This is a genomic window from Streptococcus sp. 9.1, from assembly GCF_016648815.1.
Lineage (GTDB): Bacteria > Bacillota > Bacilli > Lactobacillales > Streptococcaceae > Streptococcus > Streptococcus salivarius_E.
The window spans coordinates 46,774-67,415 of sequence record NZ_JACLQS010000009.1 but is presented as its reverse complement, the minus strand read 5'-3'; the positions used below and the strand labels follow the sequence as shown (position 1 = coordinate 67,415).

Genomic DNA, 20,642 nt, shown 5'->3' with positions numbered 1-20,642 from the left:
CGTCGGAGATTTCTTCACTACTAATCTTAGTATGTTTGTCAACTGTAGTGGGTGACGAAAAGCTAACATCTAGAGAGGACCTGATAGGTCTTCTCTTTTTTTATGTTCAGAATGATGAAGACACGTTTCTTAAAGTTGATGAAGTTTCTAAAACCGAAGCCCAACCGTTTGATGTCTTTAATCAACTTATTAGTTGCTTCAAGTTTTGCGTTTGAATAGTCTGTTTCTAGCGCATTCTTGATGTATTGCTTGTGTCTAAGAAAAGTCCTAAAGACCGTTTGAAAGTAGTGATTGACCTTGCTCATGTTCTCCTCTATTAACTCAAAAAACTCATCTACTCTCTTCTCCTGAAAGTGAAAAAGTAAGAGCTGATAAAGTGTATAGTAGTCGGTAAGCTCTTCTGAAAAATCTAGTGTTTTCCCAACAACTTCATGTGGACTTAAGGTTTGACGGAAAGTCTTTGAATAGAAAGAATTGAGAGATAACTTACGGCTGTCCTTTTGAAAGAGTTGCCAGTGATTTTTCAAGGCTCGATAGGGTAGAGACTTCTTATCGAACTGGTTCATAATCGCAATTCTTGTCTTTAAAAAGGCTCGACCAAGGTGCTGGATGATGTGGAAACGATCAATAATGATTTCGGCGTTTGGGAAAAGTCTGCGAGCTAGTGGGATATAGGCTCCTGACATATCCATTGTAATAAACTGTACCTTTTGTCGAACTTTCAATGGGTACTTCAAAAAGTGGTTTCGAATCGTGGTTTGACGGCGATTATCAAGGATGGTTATGAGTTTGTTGGTCTCATAGTTTTGCGCCACAAAAGCGAGTTCACCTTTCTTGAACCCAAACTCATCCCAAGACATAACAGCTGGGAGCTTGCCATAATGCTCCTTGAAAGTAAACTGGTCAAGTTTACGATAGACAGTGGACGTCGATACACGAAGTCTTCTGGCAATATCCGTTAGTGATACCTTCTCAGTTAGAAGTTGTGCAACCTTTTGTCGGACAAGGTTGGAGATTTGGTGGTTTTTCTCAACGATTGAGGTTTCAGCCACCGTTACTCTCTTACACACTTTACACTGGAAGCGACGTTTCCTCAGACGTAGTAGTGTTGGAGTTCCAGCTTGTTCGAGAAGAGGGATTTTAGAATGTTTTTGAAAGTCGTACTTGATTATCATTCCATGGCAATGAGGGCATGGTGGTGCAGGGTAATCGAGTTTTGCTTGAATCTCGATATGAGTGTTAGTTTCAAAAACAAGTGAAATCTTGATATTTTGGTCTTTAATTCCGATTAATTCTGTGGTATTCTTAATAAGTCTCATGAGTTCTTCCTAATGATGGTTTGGTCGCTTTTCATTATAGTTCTTATGGGACTTTTTGTGTACATTGAAAAAGCTCCATAATCTCTACAGTGGTTTTACCCACTACAGAAATTATAGAGCCAGAAAAAACCTATCCCTTGAAGGAGATAGGTTTTTAGATTAGTCGTCACTACGGAAAAAAGCATCGTAAAGAGCTCTGACAGCTGCTTTTTCTTGCTCGGTTTCAATTACAAACATAACAGAAACCTCACTAGAACCTTGAGAAATCATTTCTAGGTTAATATGTTTTTCAGAGAGCGCTTTAGCCGCTGTCGCTGTAACACCGATGTGGTCTTTCATATTTTCACCAACAATCATGAGGATTGAAAGGCCATGTTCAATTTCAACTTCATCAACACCGAGTTCACGAGTCAAGTATGAAAGGATTTCTTGTTCTTTGATTGGGGTAAGTTCACGTTCTCGAATAATGATTGAAAGATCATCGATTCCAGAAGGCATGTGTTCCCAACGGATGTTTAAATCTTCCAAAATTTGGAGGACCTTACGTCCAAAACCAACTTCACGGTTCATGAGGTATTTGGTCATATTGATGCTGACGAATTTATCATCACTTGCGATACCAACGACAGGAACAGTTGCACCCTTATGTTCAAGAATAATACGTGTACCTGGATGGTCTGGATTATTAGTGTTTTTAATAACCAATGGAATTTTACCACGATAGGCAGGGAGAAGGGCTTCATCATGAAGAACCGAGAAGCCAGCATATGCCAATTCACGCATTTCCTTGTAAGTCAACTCTGGAATAGAATGTGGTTCATGAACGACACCAGGATGGGCTGCGAAAATCCCATCTACATCTGTGAAGTTTTCATATAAGTCTGCCTTAACTCCAGCTGCAACGATTGAACCTGTGATATCAGAGCCTCCACGTGAGAATGTACAAATTTGATTATCGGGGGTAACACCGAAGAAACCAGGGATAACAAGAACCTCATCTGATTCACGAAGTTCTTCCAACTTGTCATAAGCTCCTGGAAGGATACGAGCATTTCCAGGTTCGCTTGAGACAAAAATACCAGCTTGGCGAGGGTGAACGTAACGTGCTTCAATACCGTTATTACGGAAATATTCAGCGATTAATTTTGCGTTATTATCTTCCCCTGCAGCTAGGAAAGTATCATAAAGGAAATCGTTGTCTTCAATAGGGAGAGTGGCAAGATCGTTGATAGATTTGGCAATCTTCGCCATTTCTGTTGATTTGAAGCCTAGCTCATCTACCATAGCTTGGTAGCGGTTAATAATCCATTCTTGGTCAGCTTTGACATCAGCACCTTTTGTGTAGTGTTTATAGTATTTAATCAAGGCGTCTGTGACCTTGGTATCTTCATCGTTACGTTTACCAGGGGCTGATACAACGACAAAGCGACGTTCAGGGTCAGATTTTACAATGTTTAAGACTTTTTCTAATTGTGTGGCTGAAGCAAGTGAGCTTCCACCGAATTTGATGACTTTCATAGTTACTCCAAAAATTTTAAATTACTCTACAATTATAGCAAAATTCTGACAATTTGTCACATTGTTTTTAAAAGCGAGTAAGATTTAGTCTGATTATGGTACAATAAGGAAAGAAAAGGAGGATATCCCGTGGTTGAGGCAATTATTTTTGATATGGATGGTGTCCTTTTTGACACTGAAAAATATTATTATGATCGACGTGCAAATTTCTTAGCTCAAAAGGGAATTTCAATAGACCATTTACCCCCGTCTTTCTTTATAGGTGGAAATACCAAGCAAGTTTGGGAAAATATTCTCAGAGATGACTATGATAACTGGGATGTGCCAACTTTACAAGAAGAGTACAATGCCTATAAACAAGACAACCCCTTACCCTATAAAGAATTAATCTTTCCTGATGTTTTCAAGGTCTTGAATGAAGTGAATTCTCAAGGGTTGAAAATAGGTTTAGCTTCTAGCTCAGTAAAGGCAGATATCCTTAGAGCTTTGGAGGAAAATCATTTGAACGGTTTCTTTGATGTGGTTCTCTCAGGAGAAGAATTTAAAGAGAGTAAACCCAATCCAGAGATTTATCTGACAGCATTACAGCATTTGAACGTGGAAGCAAATCAGGCGCTGATTATCGAAGATAGCGAAAAGGGGATTGCTGCTGGAGTCGCTGCAGGTGTTGAGGTTTGGGCCATTAAAGATAATCGTTTTGGCATGGATCAAGGTGCAGCCAAAGGCTTGTTGGATAACCTTATGGATGTTTTAGATTTATTAAAATAGAAGAGACACCGAGTTGTAGAACTCGGTGTTTTGATGTATCAAATTAAAAAACTCTAAGTTTTTGTTGACCTTTAGATGGACTATGGTATACTAGAAATTAACGATGAATGATTTGATAGTCAAATTATCTATTTATCAAATAAAATTGTGATAAAAATATAAAGAACATACGGTTTTCATATAGGAACTAGTTATCGGAGGAATGCAAAAAATGGCTTACGAAACAATTCTTTATAGTGTTGAAGATGGAGTAGCAACTTTAACGCTTAATCGTCCAGAAGTGCAAAATGGATTTAATATTCCAGTTTGTGATGAGATTATGGCTGCAATTGAGCAAGCTAAACAAGATGAGTCAGTAAAATTCTTGGTAATCAATGCTAATGGAAAAGTCTTTTCTGTTGGTGGTGACCTTGATCAAATGCAAAAAGCGGTTGCTGTAGATGATGTACAGTCTTTGGTTCGTATTGCTGAGCAGGTAAATGAAATTTCTTTTGCTCTTAAAAAATTGCCTAAGCCAGTCATCATGGTAGTTGATGGACCATGTGCAGGTGCTGCAGCTAACTTAGCTGTTGCAGCAGACTTTACGATTGCATCTGATAAAGCTAAATTCATCCAAGCTTTTGTAGGTGTTGGTTTGGCACCTGACGCTGGAGGTCTCTACCTTTTGACACGTTCAATCGGTATTAACCGTGCGACTCAAATTACCATGACAGGAGAGCCAGTATCAGCTGAAAAAGCCTTGGACTGGGGAATTGCCTACAAAGTTGTTGAGTCAGAAAAACTTGAAAAAACTGTGAGTCAATTGCTTAAAAAATTGAACCGTTCTTCAGTGAATTCCTTTAAAGCTATTAAAGAAATGGTTTGGGAATCTGAATTTGCAGGATGGGAAAATTACGCTAAGTTGGAACTTGACTTGCAAAAATCTCTTGCTTTCACAGAAGACTTCAAAGAAGGAGTACGTGCTTATAGTGAGCGTCGTCGACCTAAATTCCAAGGGAAATAGCCACATTTTCTAAAAGAAAAACTAAAGTTTTTTAATCGGGCTTGCGAATTTAGTTTGAGTCTGATATAATTTGAAAGTCAAAGTTTTATTGAAAGGAGTCTGGTGTGAATTACGACAAAATTGATGGCTATCTTGTTGATATTTTTAATAACGTAGTTATTATCGAAGAAGCAAGTTTGAAGAATTCAAAGTTTAACGATGTTTCCCTCAAGGAAATGCATACCATTGATGTGATCGGTACACATCCAGATACGACACCAAGTGCAGTAGCTAAAGAACTCATGCTAACGCTTGGTACTGTAACAACTTCTCTCAATAAACTTGAAAAGAAAGGTTATATTGTCCGTACGCGTTCATCAGTTGACCGTCGTGTGGTCCATCTATCGCTTTCTAAAAAGGGTCGTTTGGTATATCGTCTTCACCGTCGTTTTCATAAATCAATGGTGATGAGGATTACAGAAGGCTTTAACGACGAGGAATTGAAGGTTATGAGCAAGGGATTGGAAAATCTCCACGCCTTTCTTGAGGAGTTGAAATAATGGCATTTGCAAAAATTAGTCAGGTTGCCCATTATGCACCTGCTCAGGTCGTGACTAATGATGACCTATCAAAAATCATGGATACTAGCGACGAGTGGATTCGCTCACGCACAGGTATTCAGGAACGTCGCATCTCATTGAATGAGAACACGAGTGATTTAGCCACCAATGTTGCTCATCAGCTATTAGAAAAATCAGGATTATCGCCAGAGGAGCTAGACTTTGTTTTAGTTGCAACGATTTCTCCGGATAGCTCTATGCCGTCAGTAGCGGCTCGAGTTCAAGGAGCAATCGGTGCAGTCAATGCTTTTGCTTTTGACATTACTGCAGCATGTAGTGGTTTCGTCTTTGCCTTGGCAACAGCAGAAAAATTGATTAAGTCAGGTGTCTACAAAAAAGGTCTAGTTATTGGTGCGGAAGTCCTTTCTAAAACTTTAGACTGGTCTGACCGTACAACAGCTGTCCTCTTTGGAGATGGTGCTGGCGGAGTCCTCCTGGAAGAAACTGAAGAAGAACATTTCTTCGGAGAATCTTTGAATACCGATGGTAGCAAGGGTGGTCTTGAGTCAGGAGCCTCTGCAGTTATCTCGCCTTATTCAGATGAGTCTGATCAGCCTAATCCCTATATGCAAATGGATGGGAAAGCGATCTTTGATTTTGCCGTTAAGACAGTTTCAAAGAGCATTAAGGCCTTGGTTGAAGAAAAAGGTGAACCTGATTACTTCCTGCTTCATCAAGCTAACATTCGTATTTTGGATATTATGGCTAAGAAAATCGATGTCAGTCGTGATAAATTCTTGGCAAACATGATGTCTTACGGTAATACCAGTGCGGCAAGTATCCCAATTTTGCTTTCTGAAAACGTGGCAAATGGGACCTTAAAATTAGACAGCGGTCAAACAATTCTTTTATCAGGTTTTGGTGGGGGTTTGACATGGGGCAGTCTTATTGTTAAAATCTAGTTATATAAATTATGCACCAGCATAGATTATAAGAAATATATTTATCTTAAAGGAGAAATTAAAATGGCAGTATTTGAAAAAGTACAAGAAATCATCGTTGAAGAACTTGGGAAAGACGCAGAAGAAGTAAAAGTAGAAACTACTTTTGACGAACTTGATGCTGACTCACTTGATGTATTCCAAGTTATCTCAGAAATCGAAGATGAATTCGATATCCAAATCGAAACTGAAGAAGGTCTTAACACTGTTGGTGACCTTGTTGCTTACGTAGAAGAAAAAACTAAATAAGCAGGGCATAGAGAATATTCTTATTTGGGATATTCTCCTTTGTTTATACAATTACTTTGATTATTAAACTATTTATTTGATTAGAAAATCGAAAAAAAGGTGAAAAATGAAATCTCGTATTACAGAACAGTTAGGAATTAAATATCCAATCTTCCAAGGTGGTATGGCTTGGGTCGCTGATGGTGATCTAGCAGGTGCCGTTTCAAATGCTGGTGGACTCGGAATTATTGGTGGTGGTAATGCCCCTAAAGAAGTGGTAAAAGCTAATATCGATAGAGTGAAACAAATCACTGACAAACCATTCGGTGTTAATATCATGCTTTTGTCACCATTTGCAGATGACATCGTTGACCTCGTTATCGAAGAGGGTGTTAAGGTTGTTACAACAGGTGCTGGAAACCCAGGTAAATACATGGAACGCTTCCACGAAGCAGGTATCACAGTTATTCCAGTTATTCCATCAGTTGCACTTGCTAAGCGTATGGAAAAACTTGGTGCTGATGCTGTTGTCGCAGAAGGTATGGAAGCTGGTGGTCACATCGGTAAATTGACAACTATGGCTCTTGTTCGCCAGGTTGCGGATGCGGTATCTATCCCAGTTATTGGTGCTGGTGGTGTTGCTGATGGACGTGGTATGGCTGCTGTTCTTATGCTTGGAGCAGAAGCTGTTCAGGTTGGTACGCGTTTCGCTGTTGCTAAGGAATCTAATGCTCACCAAAACTTCAAAGATAAGATTTTGAAGGCTAAAGATATCGATACTGTTATTTCAGCTTCTGTTGTTGGACACCCAGTTCGTGCGATTAAGAATAAATTGGCTACAGAATATAACCAAGCTGAAAAAGATTTCTTGGCTGGTAAGAAAACTCAAGAGGAAATTGAAGAACTTGGTGCAGGTGCCCTTCGTAACGCGGTAGTTGATGGAGATGTGGAATATGGTTCAGTCATGGCTGGACAAATTGCAGGTCTTGTTCGTAAAGAAGAAACGTGTGCAGAAATCTTGGAAGACCTTTACACAGGTGCTGCCAAGGTGATTAAAGAAGAAGCTGCTCGTTGGGCAGATGTAAACGTCTAAAAAACGTCGAAAGGATTAGGATAGTGACAAAACGTGCGTTCTTATTTGCTGGTCAAGGGGCTCAGAAATTGGGCATGGCGAGCGATTTGTATGCGGCTTATCCCGTTGTCAAAGAGACATTTGATACGGCTAGTCGTATTCTAGGTTATGATTTGCGTGAATTGATTGATTCTAACGAAGAAAAACTTAATCAGACACGCTATACTCAACCAGCTATTTTGACAACGTCAGTAGCCATTTATCGTCTCTTGGCAGAAAATGGTATCACTCCTGATATTGTTGCCGGCCTCTCTTTGGGTGAATATTCTGCCCTAGTTGCGGCTGGAGCACTCTCATTTGAGGATGCGGTAGCCTTGGTTGCTAAACGTGGAGAATTCATGGAAACAGCGGCTCCTGCTGGAAGTGGGAAAATGGTTGCAGTCATGAATACAGATCCAAGTTTGATTGAAGAAATCTGTCAAAAAGCATCTGAAAAGGGTGTAGTAACGCCTGCTAACTATAATACTCCAGCACAAATTGTTATTGGTGGTGAAGTTGAGGCTGTTGATTATGCTGTGGAATTGCTTAAAGAAGCTGGTGCTAAACGTCTGATTCCTCTTAATGTTTCAGGACCGTTCCATACAGCTTTACTTGAATCAGCTAGTCAAAAATTGGCAGCAGAACTTGAGAAAGTGTCATTCACTGACTTTAAGCTTCCTTTGGTAGGTAATACTGAGGCTCAAATCATGAAGTCAGAAGACGTCAAAGCACTTTTGGCTCGTCAGGTGATGGAACCTGTACGTTTTTATGATTCGATTGCCACTATCCAAGAATTTGGTGTAGATGAAGTAATTGAGATTGGTCCAGGAAAAGTCTTGTCAGGCTTCTTGAAGAAAATTGATAAAACCTTACCAACTCATAATGTTGAAGATCAAGCTAGTCTTGATGCCCTTCTTAATGTTTAAAACGAGGTAAACATGGAACTTAAGAATAAAAATGTTTTTGTAACAGGTTCAACACGTGGAATTGGATTAGCTGTGGCACACAAATTTGCTAGTCTTGGTGCCAATGTTGTTCTAAATGGACGTTCTGAAATCTCTGAGGACTTGCTTGCACAGTTTGCAGATTATGGTGTAACTGTTGTAGGTATCTCAGGTGATATTTCTAACAGTGAAGATGCTAAACGTATGGTAGCTGAAGCTATTGAAAAGCTTGGTAGTGTTGATGTGCTAGTTAATAATGCTGGTATCACTAACGATAAGTTGATGTTGAAGATGAGTGAAGAAGATTTTGAACGTGTCTTGAAAATCAACTTGACTGGTGCTTTCAATATGACACAGGCTGTCTTAAAACCAATGTCTAAGGCTCGTCAAGGTGCCATCATCAATATGTCATCTGTTGTAGGTCTTATGGGGAATATTGGTCAAGCTAACTATGCAGCTTCAAAAGCTGGTTTGATTGGTTTCACTAAATCAGTAGCGCGTGAAGTTGCGGCCCGTGGTGTCCGTGTCAATGCTATCGCTCCTGGTTTCATTGAATCAGATATGACTGACGCTATTCCAGAGAAAATGAAAGATGCTATGATTGCTCAAGTACCAATGAAACGTATTGGTCAAGCAGAAGAAGTGGCAGAAGTTGCAGCATTCTTGGCTAGTCAAGAATATCTCACAGGTCAAACCATCGCTATTGATGGTGGTATGACCATGCAATAATTGATTTTCAATATCAAAAATCATTTACTAGAATATCCATCCGACAAAAGGAGAATATATATGTCTACAAATCGTGTTGTTGTTACAGGTTACGGCGTGACCTCACCAATCGGTAATACACCAGAAGAATTTTGGAACAGTCTTCATGACGGTAAAATTGGTATTAAGCCAATTACTAAGTTTGATGCTTCTGAAATTCCAGTCTTTAACGCTGGTGAAATCCAAGATTTCCCGTTCGATAAATACTTTGTGAAAAAAGATACTAATCGTATGGACACTTACTCACTTTATGCGATTTATGCTGCTATGGAAGCTCTTGAAACTTCAGGACTTAACATGGAAGAAGAAGATCGTGATCGTGTTGGTGTTATCGTGTCATCTGGTATCGGTGGTCTCCAAGAACTTGAAGATCAAATCATTCGTATGCACGAACGTGGTATGAAACGTATCAAACCAATGTTTATCCCTAAAGCACTCTCAAACATGGGTGCTGGTAACATTGCTCTTAAAATTGGTGCTCAAGGGGTATGTAAATCCGTGACAACTGCTTGTGCCTCTGCCAATGATGCAATCGGTGAGGCCTTCCGTGAAATTAAATTCGGTTTGCATGATGTTGTCTTGGCTGGTGGTGCTGAAGCTTCAATCACTAAGATTGGTATCGGTGGTTTCAATGCTCTTACAGCACTTTCAACAACAGAGGATCCAGAACGTTCATCAATTCCATTTGATAAAGACCGTAATGGTTTTGTTATGGGTGAAGGTGCAGGGGTTCTCGTTATCGAAAGCTTGGAACATGCTCAAAAACGTGGTGCTAACATCTTGGCTGAGATTGTTGGTTACGGATCAAACTGTGATGCCTACCACATGACAACACCAACTCCAGACGGTTCAGGTGCTGCTAAAGCAATTAAATTGGCTATCAATGAAGCTGGTATCAAACCTGAAGATGTTGATTATGTCAATGCTCACGGGACATCAACACCTGCTAATGAAAAGGGTGAAAGTGGTGCCATTGTTTCTGTACTTGGTAAAGATGTTCCAGTTTCATCTACTAAATCATTTACAGGTCACTTGCTAGGTGCTGCTGGTGCAGTTGAGGCTATTGCAACAATCGAAGCTATTCGTCATAGCTATGTACCGAAAACTGCTGGTACAAAAGAATTGTCTGACTACATCGAAGCTAATGTTGTTTATGGTGAAGGTCAAGAAGCTGATATTGAGTATGCAATTTCAAATACCTTCGGTTTTGGTGGACACAATGCTGTTCTTGCCTTTAAACGTTGGGAGGCTTAATTCATGAATATTTCTGAAATCAAAGATTTATTGGCTCAATTTGATGCATCAACTTTACGTGAATTTTCATACAAAAATAACGGTGAAGAATTGAACTTGAGCAAAAATCAAACAAGTTCAGTAACAGCTGCCCCAGTAGCTCCTACAGTTGAAGTAGTTGCGCCAGCTCCTCAAGCTCCAGTTGCTCCAGTAGTAGCACCTGCCGCTGTTGAAACTCCAGCAACACCAGTTGAAGAAGCTTCTGCTCCTGCTCAAGCTGCTGAAGGTGAAGTGGTTGAAAGTCCACTTGTTGGTGTGGCTTACTTGTCTCCATCACCTGAAAAACCAGCCTTTGTTTCTGTTGGTGATACTGTTAAGAAAGGTCAAACGCTTCTTATTGTTGAAGCAATGAAGGTGATGAATGAAGTGCCAGCACCTAAAGATGGTGTTATTACTGAAATCTTGGTAGCGAATGAAGAAGTTGTTGACTACGGAAAAGGATTGGTACGCATCAAATGACAATTGATATTAATGCTATTCGTGAAGCTTTACCACACCGTTATCCAATGCTTTTGGTTGACCGTGTGCTAGAAGTTTCAGAAGACGAAATCACAGCTATTAAAAATGTAACGATCAATGAACCTTTCTTTAATGGACATTTTCCTCAATACCCAGTTATGCCTGGCGTTCTTATCATGGAAGCTCTTGCGCAAACAGCTGGTGTTCTTGAATTGTCTAAACCTGAAAACAAGGGCAAATTAGTCTTTTATGCAGGTATGGATAAGGTTAAATTTAAAAAACAAGTGGTTCCTGGTGACCAACTTGTTATGACAGCTAAGTTTGTTAAACGTCGTGGAACAATTGCTGTTGTTGAAGCTAAGGCTGAAGTCGATGGTAAACTTGCTGCATCAGGTACTTTGACTTTTGCTATTGGAAGCTAATGTTTTGTGAAAATCCTTCTGGCGACAGTCGGAAAGGATTTTTCTTTAGACATTGGTCTATCACATAGAAAGGAAATCAACACAGACTATCAAAAAATGTCTGATGTTATCTTGTTTTATGTTTAAAAAATTATTGATTGCCAATCGTGGTGAAATTGCAGTGCGTATTATCCGTGCAGCGCGTGAATTGGGTATCCAAACGGTTGCTATTTATTCTGAAGCGGATAAGGATTCTCTCCATACTATGCTCGCTGATGAAGCTATTTGTATCGGGCCTGCAAAATCAACGGATTCTTATTTGAATATGAATCGTGTCCTATCAGCTGCTATTGTGACTGAGGCTCAAGCTATTCATCCAGGGTTTGGTTTCTTGAGTGAAAACTCTAAATTTGCCACTCTCTGTGAAGAAATGAACATCAAGTTTATTGGTCCTTCAGGCGAAGTCATGGACAAGATGGGTGATAAAATCAATGCCCGTGCTGAAATGATTAAGGCTAATGTCCCTGTAATTCCTGGTTCAGATGGTGAAGTCTTTACAGCTGAGGAGGCTTTAGAGGTTGCCAACCGTCTTGGTTACCCAGTAATGCTTAAGGCTTCTGCTGGTGGTGGCGGTAAGGGGATTCGTAAGGTTAACACTGAAGAAGAGTTAGCTCCTGCCTTCGAATCTGCGTCACAAGAAGCTAAAGCAGCCTTTGGTAATGGGGCGATGTATATTGAAAAAGTTATTTACCCAGCTCGTCATATCGAGGTTCAAATTTTGGGAGATAGCTATGGTAATATTGTTCACCTAGGTGAGCGTGATTGCTCTCTTCAACGTAATAACCAAAAGGTTTTGGAAGAATCACCGTCAGTTGCTATTGGTAAGACACTTCGTCACGAAATTGGTTCAGCGGCTGTCCGTGCCGCTAAGGCTGTTAATTATGAAAATGCGGGTACTATCGAGTTCCTTCTTGATGAGAAAACAGGTCAGTTCTACTTTATGGAAATGAACACCCGTGTTCAAGTTGAGCACCCAGTTACAGAATTTGTAAGTGGTGTGGATATTGTTAAAGAACAAATCCGTATTGCCGCGGGTGAAAAACTCTCTGTGACCCAAGATGATATTGAAATCAAGGGGCATGCTATTGAGTGTCGTATCAATGCAGAAAATCCTAAGTTCAACTTTGCACCTAGTCCAGGGAAAATTAGCAATCTCTACCTACCTAGTGGAGGTGTTGGTCTCCGTGTAGACAGTGCAGTCTATCCTGGCTATACTATTCCCCCTTACTATGATTCAATGATTGCCAAAATCATTGTTCATGGAGAAAATCGATTTGAGGCGCTCATGAAGATGCAACGTGCTCTTTACGAGCTCGAAATCGATGGTGTTGTGACTAATGCTGACTTCCAGTTGGATTTGATTTCAGATCGTAGCGTTATCGCTGGGGATTATGACACTTCCTTCTTGATGGAGACCTTCCTACCAGCTTATCAGAATCGTGAGGAATAGAGTTTATGGGATTATTTGATCGAAAAGAAAAGTATATCCGTATCAATCCTAACCGTTCTGTACGTAATGGGATTGATCACCAAGTGCCAGAAGTTCCAGATGAACTTTTTGCAAAATGTCCTGGTTGTAAACAAGCTATTTATCAAAAGGACTTGGGACAAGCTAAAATTTGTCCAAATTGTTCTTATACCTTCCGTATTTCCGCTAAAGAACGTCTCGATTTAACAGTTGATGAGGGATCTTTCCAAGAACTGTTTACAGGTATTAAAACTGAAAATCCATTGAATTTTCCAGGTTATATGGAGAAACTAGCAACGACTAAGGAAAAAACTGGTCTTGATGAAGCTGTCGTGACTGGTGTTGCAACTATCAAGGGGCAAAAAACAGCCTTGGCCATTATGGATTCTAACTTTATTATGGCTTCAATGGGAACTGTTGTTGGTGAGAAAATCACTAAACTCTTTGAACATGCGATTGAGGAAAAACTTCCAGTTGTTATTTTTACAGCATCTGGTGGGGCCCGTATGCAAGAAGGAATCATGAGTTTGATGCAAATGGCTAAGATTTCAGCTGCTGTAAAACGTCATTCGAATGCTGGCTTGTTGTATTTGACTGTATTGACAGATCCAACAACTGGTGGGGTTACAGCAAGTTTCGCCATGGAAGGTGATATCATCTTAGCTGAGCCACAAACCTTGATTGGTTTTGCAGGTCGTCGTGTCATTGAAAACACAGTTCGCGAAACTTTGCCAGATGATTTTCAAAAGGCTGAGTTCCTTCAAGAACATGGTTTTGTTGATGCCATTGTTAAACGTACAGAGTTGGCTGATACCATTGCCACACTCTTATCATTCCATGGAGGTGTTCAATGAGCGACGTAGCACGTATTTTAAAAGAAGCGCGTGACCAAGGCCGTTTAACTGCTTTGGACTTTGCCCAAGGAATCTTCGATGACTTTATTGAACTTCATGGCGACCGTAATTTCCGTGACGATGGTGCCATTATTGGTGGTATTGGTCGTTTAAATGGCCAAGCGGTTACTGTAGTGGGTATCCAAAAAGGTAGAAACCTACAAGATAACCTTAACCGTAACTTTGGGCAACCTCATCCAGAGGGCTATCGTAAGGCTCTTCGCCTCATGAAACAGGCTGAAAAGTTTGGTCGTCCAGTTGTTACCTTTATCAATACTGCAGGTGCTTATCCTGGTGTTGGAGCAGAGGAACGTGGACAAGGTGAGGCAATTGCGCGTAACCTTATGGAAATGAGTGATCTTAAGGTGCCAATTATTGCCATCATCATTGGTGAAGGTGGTTCGGGAGGAGCTCTTGCCTTGGCGGTAGCCGATAAGGTTTGGATGCTTGAAAATACCATCTACTCTATCTTGAGTCCGGAAGGGTTTGCGACTATTCTCTGGAAAGATGGCTCACGTTCAGAAGAGGCAGCAGAGTTGATGAAGATTACATCAGGTGAGTTGCTTAACATGGGAATCGTTGATAAGGTGATCCCAGAACGTGGTTACTTTACAAGTGAAATTATTGAAGCAATTAAGACAGCAATTGTAGATGAGTTGGCAGAATTAAGCCAATTATCAACAGAGGACTTGCTTGAAGCGCGTTATCAACGTTTTAGAAAATACTAAAAAAACATTGGGATATATCCCAATGTTTTTTAAACGGTATGGCGTTCGAAGGCTTGGTCTGAGATACCTTGTTCAAGGATAAGTTTAGCCCATTCCTTAGCTGAATGAAGACTGTGATCCTTGTAGTTACCACAAGATTCAATGGTAGTCCCTGGAACATCTTCCCATGTAATCTCGTTAGCAATAGCTTCAAGACTAGATTTGATAACTTTGGCAATTTCTGTAGGATCTTGTTTACCCCACATAATCATATGGAAACCTGTACGGCAACCAAATGGTGAGCAATCAATAAGGCCATCGATACGTTGACGGATCAGTTTAGCGAGTAGGTGTTCGATAGTATGAAGACCACCTGTATCAATACTGTTTTCATTAGGTTGAATCAAACGGATATCAAAGTTTGTGATGATATCTCCTTTAGGTCCAACTTCCTCTGAAATAAGACGGACATAAGGTGCTTTTACAATAGTGTGATCAAGTTCAAAACTTTCAACAGTAACGTCTTTTGGCATGGTAATACCTCCCTATTCTAATAGAGTTATGATACCACAAAATCAGTTTAAAGTTCTAGTATTTATTTGAGAAAAAGCTATAAATATGATACACTAGAAGACGGTTTTCTTTAGGGAAACCTTAGAAAAGTTGAGGTAAAGACATGATAAACATGATAATTTTAGTTGTCTTTGCACTCATTGGTTTAGTCGTTGGATATTTAGCAATTTCTATTAAACTTAGCAAAGCTAAGGAACAAGCAGAAACTACCTTGCTAAAGGCAGAACAAGACGCTGTGAACCTTCGCAGTCAGGCGGAACATGATGCAGATCATCTGCGTGTGACTGCTGAACGCGAAAGTAAGGCTCAACGTAAAGAGTTCTTGTTAGAAGTAAAAGAGGAAGCTAGAAAATATCGAGAAGATATTGAAAAAGAATTCAAATCTGAACGTCAAGAGCTTAAACAAATGGAAAATCGTTTAACAGAACGTGCAACCAGCCTTGACCGTAAGGATGAAAATCTATCAAGTAAAGAACTTACCCTCGAGAAGAAAGAGCAGAGTCTTGCTGACAAATCTAAACATCTTAATGAGCGTGAAGAGAATGTGACTCAGTTGGAGGCTGAGAAGCAAGCTGAACTTGAACGTGTTGGTCAGATGACCATTGCAGAGGCGCGTGAGGTAATCTTAACGGAGACTGAGAATAATCTGACTCATGAGATTGCAACACGTATCAAAGATGCAGAAGCACAGGTTAAAGATACTGTTGATAAGAAGGCCAAAAACTTGTTGGCGCAAGCTATGCAACGCTTGGCTGGAGATTATGTTACTGAACAAACAGTAACCACTGTTCATCTTCCAGATGACAATATGAAAGGTCGTATCATTGGACGTGAGGGGCGTAACATCCGTACGCTTGAAAGTCTAACAGGTATTGACGTTATTATTGACGACACTCCAGAAGTGGTTGTCCTTTCTGGTTTTGATCCAGTTCGTCGTGAAATTGCACGTATGACTCTCGAGGCCTTGATTAAGGACGGTCGTATCCATCCGGCTCGTATTGAAGAGTTGGTTGAGAAGAGCCGTCAGGAAATGGATAACCGTATCCGTGAATATGGTGAAGAGGCAGCCTACGAAATTGGCGCTATGAATCTTCATCCTGATTTGATTAAGATTATGGGACGCTTGCAGTTCCGTACGTCGTATGGTCAAAACGTCCTTCGTCACTCAGTTGAAGTTGGTAAATTAGCAGGTATCATGGCTGGTGAATTGGGTGAAAATGTTGCCCTTGCTCGTCGTGCTGGATTCCTTCACGATATGGGGAAAGCCATTGACAAAGAAGTCGAAGGTAGCCACGTAGAGATTGGTGCAGAGTTTGCACGTAAGTACAAAGAACATCCAGTTGTGGTCAATGCCATTGCCAGCCACCATGGCGATGTAGAACCTGAGAGCGTTATTGCAGTTATTGTAGCTGCAGCAGATGCTTTGAGTTCGGCTCGTCCAGGGGCTCGTAATGAATCTGTTGAGAATTATGTCAAACGCCTTCGTGATTTGGAAGAAATTGCATCAAGCTTTGACGGTGTTCAAACAAGCTTCGCCCTTCAAGCTGGTCGTGAAATTCGTATTATGGTTCATCCAAACAAAATCTCAGATGATGAAGTTACGATCTTGTCTCACAAGGTACGTGAACAAATTGAGAAGAATTTGGATTACCCAGGAAATATTAAGGTTACAGTCATTCGTGAATTCCGTGCGGTTGACTATGCCAAATAAGATAAGAGAGCCGAAAGGCTTTTTTATTTTGCCCTTCATACTGAAAGGGATATTCTTTTTGAAAATGTAAGAACTTTCTTATCAAATTGCGTCATTTTGGTAGATAAGTATTTTATAATGAAATATTTTGATTTTTTTTGACTGTTTCTAGTTGACAGTTATTAAAAATTTAGTATAATAGTTTTTGTAAACGATTACAGAAGGAGAGATTATGCTAAAGTCTGAACGTAAGCAGATTATCTTGTCTCAGTTGAAACAAGATGGTTTTGTCACTTTGGAAAACTTAACTGTTTTGTTAAGTGATACTTCCGAGTCGACGATTCGTCGCGACTTGGACGAGTTAGCGGCAGATGGCCAACTTAAACGTGTTCATGGTGGTGCTGAAAGCATTCATGGTCTAAAGGAAGAAATTGCCAATAGTCAAAAAGCTATTAGAAACGTTCAAGAAAAGGCTCAGTTAGCTGGTTATGCTGCCGATTTGATTAAGGAAGGTGATGTCGTCTTTCTTGAGGCTAGTACAACAAATGAACTTTTGATTCCACATTTGGCTAATCGTCAGGTAACGGTTGTGACTAATTCTATCCACCATGCGGTTAAGCTGGTAGATCTTGGTGTTAGCACTAGGATTGTTGGAGGAAAGGTTAAACATTCAACGGATGCTTCTATTGGAAGTACTGCTCAAGAGCAAATCAGACAACTGAATTTTGATTGTGCGTTCATTGGTGCTAACGGCGTTGATGCTAATTATTTCACCACACCAGACATGGAAGAGGCAGTTATTAAACGGACGGTTATAGCTAATGCTCAAAAAGCCTATGTTCTAGCGGATGCCTCTAAACTTGGTCAGATTACCTATGCTAAGGTAGCCGAGGTCGAGAAAGTAACCATAATTACAAATGCTTCGGAAGAAGAGCTCCTAAAAGAATTAAAAGAGAAAACGAGGGTTATTGAAGTATGATTTATACTGTAACGCTGAATCCATCAATCGACTTCATTGTTCGTATCGACAAGGTAGAGATTGGTGAGGTTAACCGCATGGAGAGTGATGATAAGTTCGCTGGCGGTAAGGGGATTAATGTTAGTCGTATTTTGCAACGTTTAGGTGTCGATAATACTGCAACGGGCTTCATCGGTGGTTTTACAGGACGTTTTGTTACAGATGGTTTGGATGCAGAAGGTATTAAAACCAAGTTTGTAGCTGTGGATCAAGACACACGTATTAATGTTAAAATCAAGGCTGACCAAGAAACTGAAATTAACGGTGCAGGACCTGTCATTAATGAGTATCAATTGGCTGAATTGGAAGCAGTTCTTTCAAGTGTAAGTGCTGATGATGTGGTTGTTTTTGCTGGATCAGCACCAAGCAATCTTGGAAACAAGGTCTATAACAAATTGATTCCACTAGTGCGTGAAACTGGTGCACAGGTTGTCTGTGACTTTGAGGGTCAAACCTTGCTTGATTCCTTGGCTTACCAACCACTCTTGGTAAAACCAAATAATCATGAGTTAGAAGCTATTTTCAATGTCAAACTTAATGGTTTGGCTGATGTTGAAAAATATGCGCGTGAAATCCTTGCTAAGGGTGCACAGAACGTTATCATCTCAATGGCAGGTGATGGAGCGCTTCTTGTTACTCCAGAGGCTGCTTACTTTGCTAAACCAATCAAGGGAACAGTAAAAAACTCTGTTGGTGCGGGTGACTCAATGGTTGCTGGTTTCACTGGTGAGTTTGTTAAATCAGGTGATCCAATTGAGGCTCTCAAGTGGGGAGTAGCATGTGGAACATCTACGGCTTTCTCAGATGACTTAGCGACAATTGAATTTATTAAAGAAACATACAATAAAGTAGAGGTAGAAAAACTATGAAAATTCAGGATTTACTGAACAAAAAAGTCATGTTGCTTGACCTTCAAGCAACTACAAAAGAAGCTGCTATCGATGAAATGATTAACAGCTTGGTTGACAACGGTGTTGTGACTGACTTTGATGTTTTCAAAGCAGGTATTATGGCTCGTGAAGCACAAACATCAACTGGTTTGGGTGATGGAATCGCTATGCCACACAGTAAAAATGCTGCAGTAAAAGAAGCGACAGTACTTTTTGCTAAATCTAATAAAGGTGTAGATTACGAATCACTTGATGGTCAACCTACCGACCTCTTCTTTATGATTGCAGCTCCAGAGGGAGCAAACGACACTCACTTGGCAGCTCTTGCTGAGTTGTCAAAATACCTTATGCAAGATGGTTTTGCAGATCGTTTGCGTAAGGTGACTTCTCCAGATGAAGTGATTGCTGCTTTTAATACTGGCGAAGAAGAAGCACAAGCTGAGGAAGCTAAGAAAGCACAAGCTGTTAAAGAAGCAGCTTCAAGCGATAAACCACTTATCGTAGCTGTAACAGCTTGTACAACTGGTATTGCTCACACTTACATGGCTGAAGAATCACTGATTAAAACGGGTGAAGAAATGGGAGTCAATGTTCGTGTTGAAACTAACGGTGCTTCAGGTGTCGGAACACCATTGACTGCTGAAGAAATCAGTAAGGCTGTAGGTGTTATCGTAGCGGCAGACAAGGCAGTTGAAACAGCACGTTTTGATGGTAAAAAATTACTTTCTAAACCAGTCGCTGCAGGTATTCGTCAACCTCAAGAATTAATCCAAAATATCTTGGATGGTAAGGCTGAAGTCTTCCATGCCGAAAATGCTGGAGCTGCTCAAGAATCAAGTGAGAAATTGAGCCTCGGTGGTGCCTTCTATAAACACTTGATGAGTGGGGTATCACAAATGCTCCCATTCGTTATCGGTGGTGGTATCATGATTGCGCTTGCCTTCTTGCTTGACCAAATCATGGGTGTTCCTAAAGATCAATTGTCACATTTGGGTAGTTACAATGAACTTCCGGCTCTCTTTAAATCAATTGGTGATATTGCTTTCAGTTTCATGTTGCCTATTCTTGCAGGATATATTGCCTATTCAATTGCTGAGAAACCAGGTTTGATTGCCGGTTTTGCAGCTGGGGCTATTGCGAAAGCAGGTCTTGCTTATGGAAATATCGTAGTCTATGCAAAAGTTGCAGGTTTAGATGAGAATGCAGCAAAAGAAGCAGTTGATAAGATTTCTTCTCATCAAGTGTCATCAGGATTTCTTGGAGCATTGGTAGGTGGTTTCTTAGCTGGTGGAATTGTACTTTTGTTGAGAAAATACATTAAGGTTCCACGTGCACTCGAAGGTGCAAAATCAATCTTATTGATGCCTCTTCTTGGAGTGGCCCTCACAGGATTTGCCATGTTAGCAGTGAATATCCCAATGGCAGCAATCAATACTGGTCTTAATAACTTCTTGTCAAGCTTGTCAGGTAGCTCAGCAGTTCTCCTTGGTCTCCTTGTAGGTGGTATGATGGCAGTGGATATGGGTGGACCAGTCAATAAAGCAGCTTATGTTTTTGCTACAGGTACTCTTGCTGAAACTGTAACTTCAGGTGGTTCAGTTGTTATGGCAGCAGTTATGGCAGCTGGTATGGTTCCTCCTTTGGCAGTCTTTGTAGCAACCGTATTGTTCAAAGATAAATTCTCACAAGAAGAACGTGATTCTGGTTTGACAAATATCGTTATGGGACTCTCATTCATCACTGAAGGTGCGATCCCATTTGGTGCAGCTGACCCAGCACGCGCTATCCCAAGCTTTATCGTCGGTTCAGCTCTTACAGGTGCTCTCGTAGGTATGGCAGGAATCAAATTGATGGCACCACACGGAGGTATCTTCGTTATTGCCCTCACATCAAATGCCCTTCTCTACCTTCTCTTCATTTTGATTGGTGCTGTGGTATCAGGTATCCTTTTCGGATTCCTCCGCAAACCACTTGATAAATAAGATATGATT

Annotated in this window: 20 protein-coding genes and 1 pseudogene; 18 read left to right on the top strand and 3 right to left on the bottom strand. The window is 40.5% G+C overall.

What is annotated here, in order from left to right; all coding sequences use genetic code 11:
• Window positions 1-69: 69 nt before the first annotated feature.
• Both H7T93_RS07280 and H7T93_RS07275 read right to left on the bottom strand, forming a co-directional pair.
• Window positions 70-1,319 (bottom strand): annotated as a pseudogene (locus tag H7T93_RS07280) (ISL3 family transposase).
• Between the two features lie 159 nt (window positions 1,320-1,478).
• Entirely contained in the window at window positions 1,479-2,837 is a 1,359-nt protein-coding gene (locus H7T93_RS07275; RefSeq protein ID WP_002886649.1) for an aspartate kinase, read from the bottom strand.
• Between the two features lie 129 nt (window positions 2,838-2,966).
• On the opposite strand from H7T93_RS07275, the gene H7T93_RS07270 reads away from it, so the two are divergent.
• The 14 genes from H7T93_RS07270 to H7T93_RS07205 all read left to right on the top strand — a co-directional run bounded on the left by H7T93_RS07270 (window position 2,967) and on the right by H7T93_RS07205 (window position 14,501).
• Window positions 2,967-3,605, top strand: coding sequence for an HAD family hydrolase (locus tag H7T93_RS07270; protein WP_201041719.1), 639 nt, complete (start codon window positions 2,967-2,969; stop codon window positions 3,603-3,605).
• Between the two features lie 211 nt (window positions 3,606-3,816).
• Window positions 3,817-4,608, top strand: coding sequence for an enoyl-CoA hydratase (locus H7T93_RS07265; protein ID WP_201041718.1), 792 nt, complete (start codon window positions 3,817-3,819; stop codon window positions 4,606-4,608).
• Window positions 4,609-4,712: 104 nt separating this feature from the next.
• Entirely contained in the window at window positions 4,713-5,147 is a 435-nt protein-coding gene (locus H7T93_RS07260) for a MarR family winged helix-turn-helix transcriptional regulator (protein ID WP_002885562.1), read from the top strand.
• Entirely contained in the window at window positions 5,147-6,109 is a 963-nt protein-coding gene (locus H7T93_RS07255; RefSeq protein WP_037612035.1) for a beta-ketoacyl-ACP synthase III, read from the top strand. Before H7T93_RS07260 ends, H7T93_RS07255 begins: the two co-directional genes overlap by 1 nt.
• 63 nt (window positions 6,110-6,172) lie before the next feature.
• Window positions 6,173-6,397 carry an acyl carrier protein gene (locus H7T93_RS07250; protein ID WP_002885495.1) on the top strand — a complete coding sequence of 75 codons (225 nt, stop codon included), beginning with the start codon at window positions 6,173-6,175 and terminating at the stop codon, window positions 6,395-6,397.
• A gap of 106 nt (window positions 6,398-6,503) precedes the next feature.
• Window positions 6,504-7,469: an enoyl-[acyl-carrier-protein] reductase FabK gene (fabK, locus tag H7T93_RS07245; protein ID WP_022495984.1), complete on the top strand. Its 966-nt coding sequence runs from the start codon at window positions 6,504-6,506 to the stop codon at window positions 7,467-7,469.
• A 23-nt stretch (window positions 7,470-7,492) separates the two neighbouring features.
• On the top strand, window positions 7,493-8,413 hold the full coding sequence (gene fabD / locus H7T93_RS07240) for an ACP S-malonyltransferase (protein WP_049545679.1): 921 nt from the start codon (window positions 7,493-7,495) through the stop codon (window positions 8,411-8,413).
• Between the two features lie 12 nt (window positions 8,414-8,425).
• Window positions 8,426-9,160, top strand: coding sequence for a 3-oxoacyl-[acyl-carrier-protein] reductase (gene fabG / locus H7T93_RS07235; protein ID WP_014633564.1), 735 nt, complete (start codon window positions 8,426-8,428; stop codon window positions 9,158-9,160).
• A 60-nt stretch (window positions 9,161-9,220) separates the two neighbouring features.
• Window positions 9,221-10,453, top strand: coding sequence for a beta-ketoacyl-ACP synthase II (gene fabF / locus H7T93_RS07230; RefSeq protein ID WP_022495982.1), 1,233 nt, complete (start codon window positions 9,221-9,223; stop codon window positions 10,451-10,453).
• A gap of 3 nt (window positions 10,454-10,456) precedes the next feature.
• Window positions 10,457-10,951 carry an acetyl-CoA carboxylase biotin carboxyl carrier protein gene (accB, locus tag H7T93_RS07225; protein WP_002886657.1) on the top strand — a complete coding sequence of 165 codons (495 nt, stop codon included), beginning with the start codon at window positions 10,457-10,459 and terminating at the stop codon, window positions 10,949-10,951.
• Entirely contained in the window at window positions 10,948-11,373 is a 426-nt protein-coding gene (gene fabZ / locus H7T93_RS07220) for a 3-hydroxyacyl-ACP dehydratase FabZ (RefSeq protein ID WP_002885470.1), read from the top strand. Before accB ends, fabZ begins: the two co-directional genes overlap by 4 nt.
• A 118-nt stretch (window positions 11,374-11,491) precedes the next feature.
• Window positions 11,492-12,862, top strand: a complete 1,371-nt coding sequence (locus H7T93_RS07215; RefSeq protein ID WP_002886659.1) for an acetyl-CoA carboxylase biotin carboxylase subunit — start codon at window positions 11,492-11,494, stop codon at window positions 12,860-12,862.
• 5 nt (window positions 12,863-12,867) lie between these two features.
• Window positions 12,868-13,734 (top strand): acetyl-CoA carboxylase, carboxyltransferase subunit beta, encoded by an 867-nt coding sequence (accD, locus tag H7T93_RS07210; protein WP_014633562.1) that lies wholly within the window; start codon window positions 12,868-12,870, stop codon window positions 13,732-13,734.
• Window positions 13,731-14,501, top strand: coding sequence for an acetyl-CoA carboxylase carboxyl transferase subunit alpha (locus H7T93_RS07205; RefSeq protein WP_002886662.1), 771 nt, complete (start codon window positions 13,731-13,733; stop codon window positions 14,499-14,501). Before accD ends, H7T93_RS07205 begins: the two co-directional genes overlap by 4 nt.
• 29 nt (window positions 14,502-14,530) lie before the next feature.
• Here H7T93_RS07205 and H7T93_RS07200 read toward each other — a convergent pair whose 3' ends face one another.
• Window positions 14,531-15,013 (bottom strand): S-ribosylhomocysteine lyase, encoded by a 483-nt coding sequence (locus H7T93_RS07200; protein WP_002885585.1) that lies wholly within the window; start codon window positions 15,011-15,013, stop codon window positions 14,531-14,533.
• 143 nt (window positions 15,014-15,156) lie between these two features.
• Here H7T93_RS07200 and H7T93_RS07195 point away from each other — a divergent pair, with 143 nt between their 5' ends.
• The 4 genes from H7T93_RS07195 to H7T93_RS07180 all read left to right on the top strand — a co-directional run bounded on the left by H7T93_RS07195 (window position 15,157) and on the right by H7T93_RS07180 (window position 20,633).
• Window positions 15,157-16,764, top strand: coding sequence for a ribonuclease Y (locus H7T93_RS07195; protein WP_201041717.1), 1,608 nt, complete (start codon window positions 15,157-15,159; stop codon window positions 16,762-16,764).
• A 211-nt stretch (window positions 16,765-16,975) separates the two neighbouring features.
• A complete protein-coding gene (locus tag H7T93_RS07190) occupies window positions 16,976-17,722 on the top strand; it encodes a DeoR/GlpR family DNA-binding transcription regulator (protein WP_002890068.1) in 747 nt (248 codons plus the stop codon).
• Window positions 17,719-18,630, top strand: coding sequence for a 1-phosphofructokinase (pfkB, locus tag H7T93_RS07185; protein ID WP_002885581.1), 912 nt, complete (start codon window positions 17,719-17,721; stop codon window positions 18,628-18,630). The genes H7T93_RS07190 and pfkB overlap by 4 nt, the downstream gene beginning before the upstream one ends.
• Window positions 18,627-20,633, top strand: coding sequence for a fructose-specific PTS transporter subunit EIIC (locus H7T93_RS07180; protein ID WP_195918125.1), 2,007 nt, complete (start codon window positions 18,627-18,629; stop codon window positions 20,631-20,633). Before pfkB ends, H7T93_RS07180 begins: the two co-directional genes overlap by 4 nt.
• Window positions 20,634-20,642 lie beyond the last annotated feature (9 nt).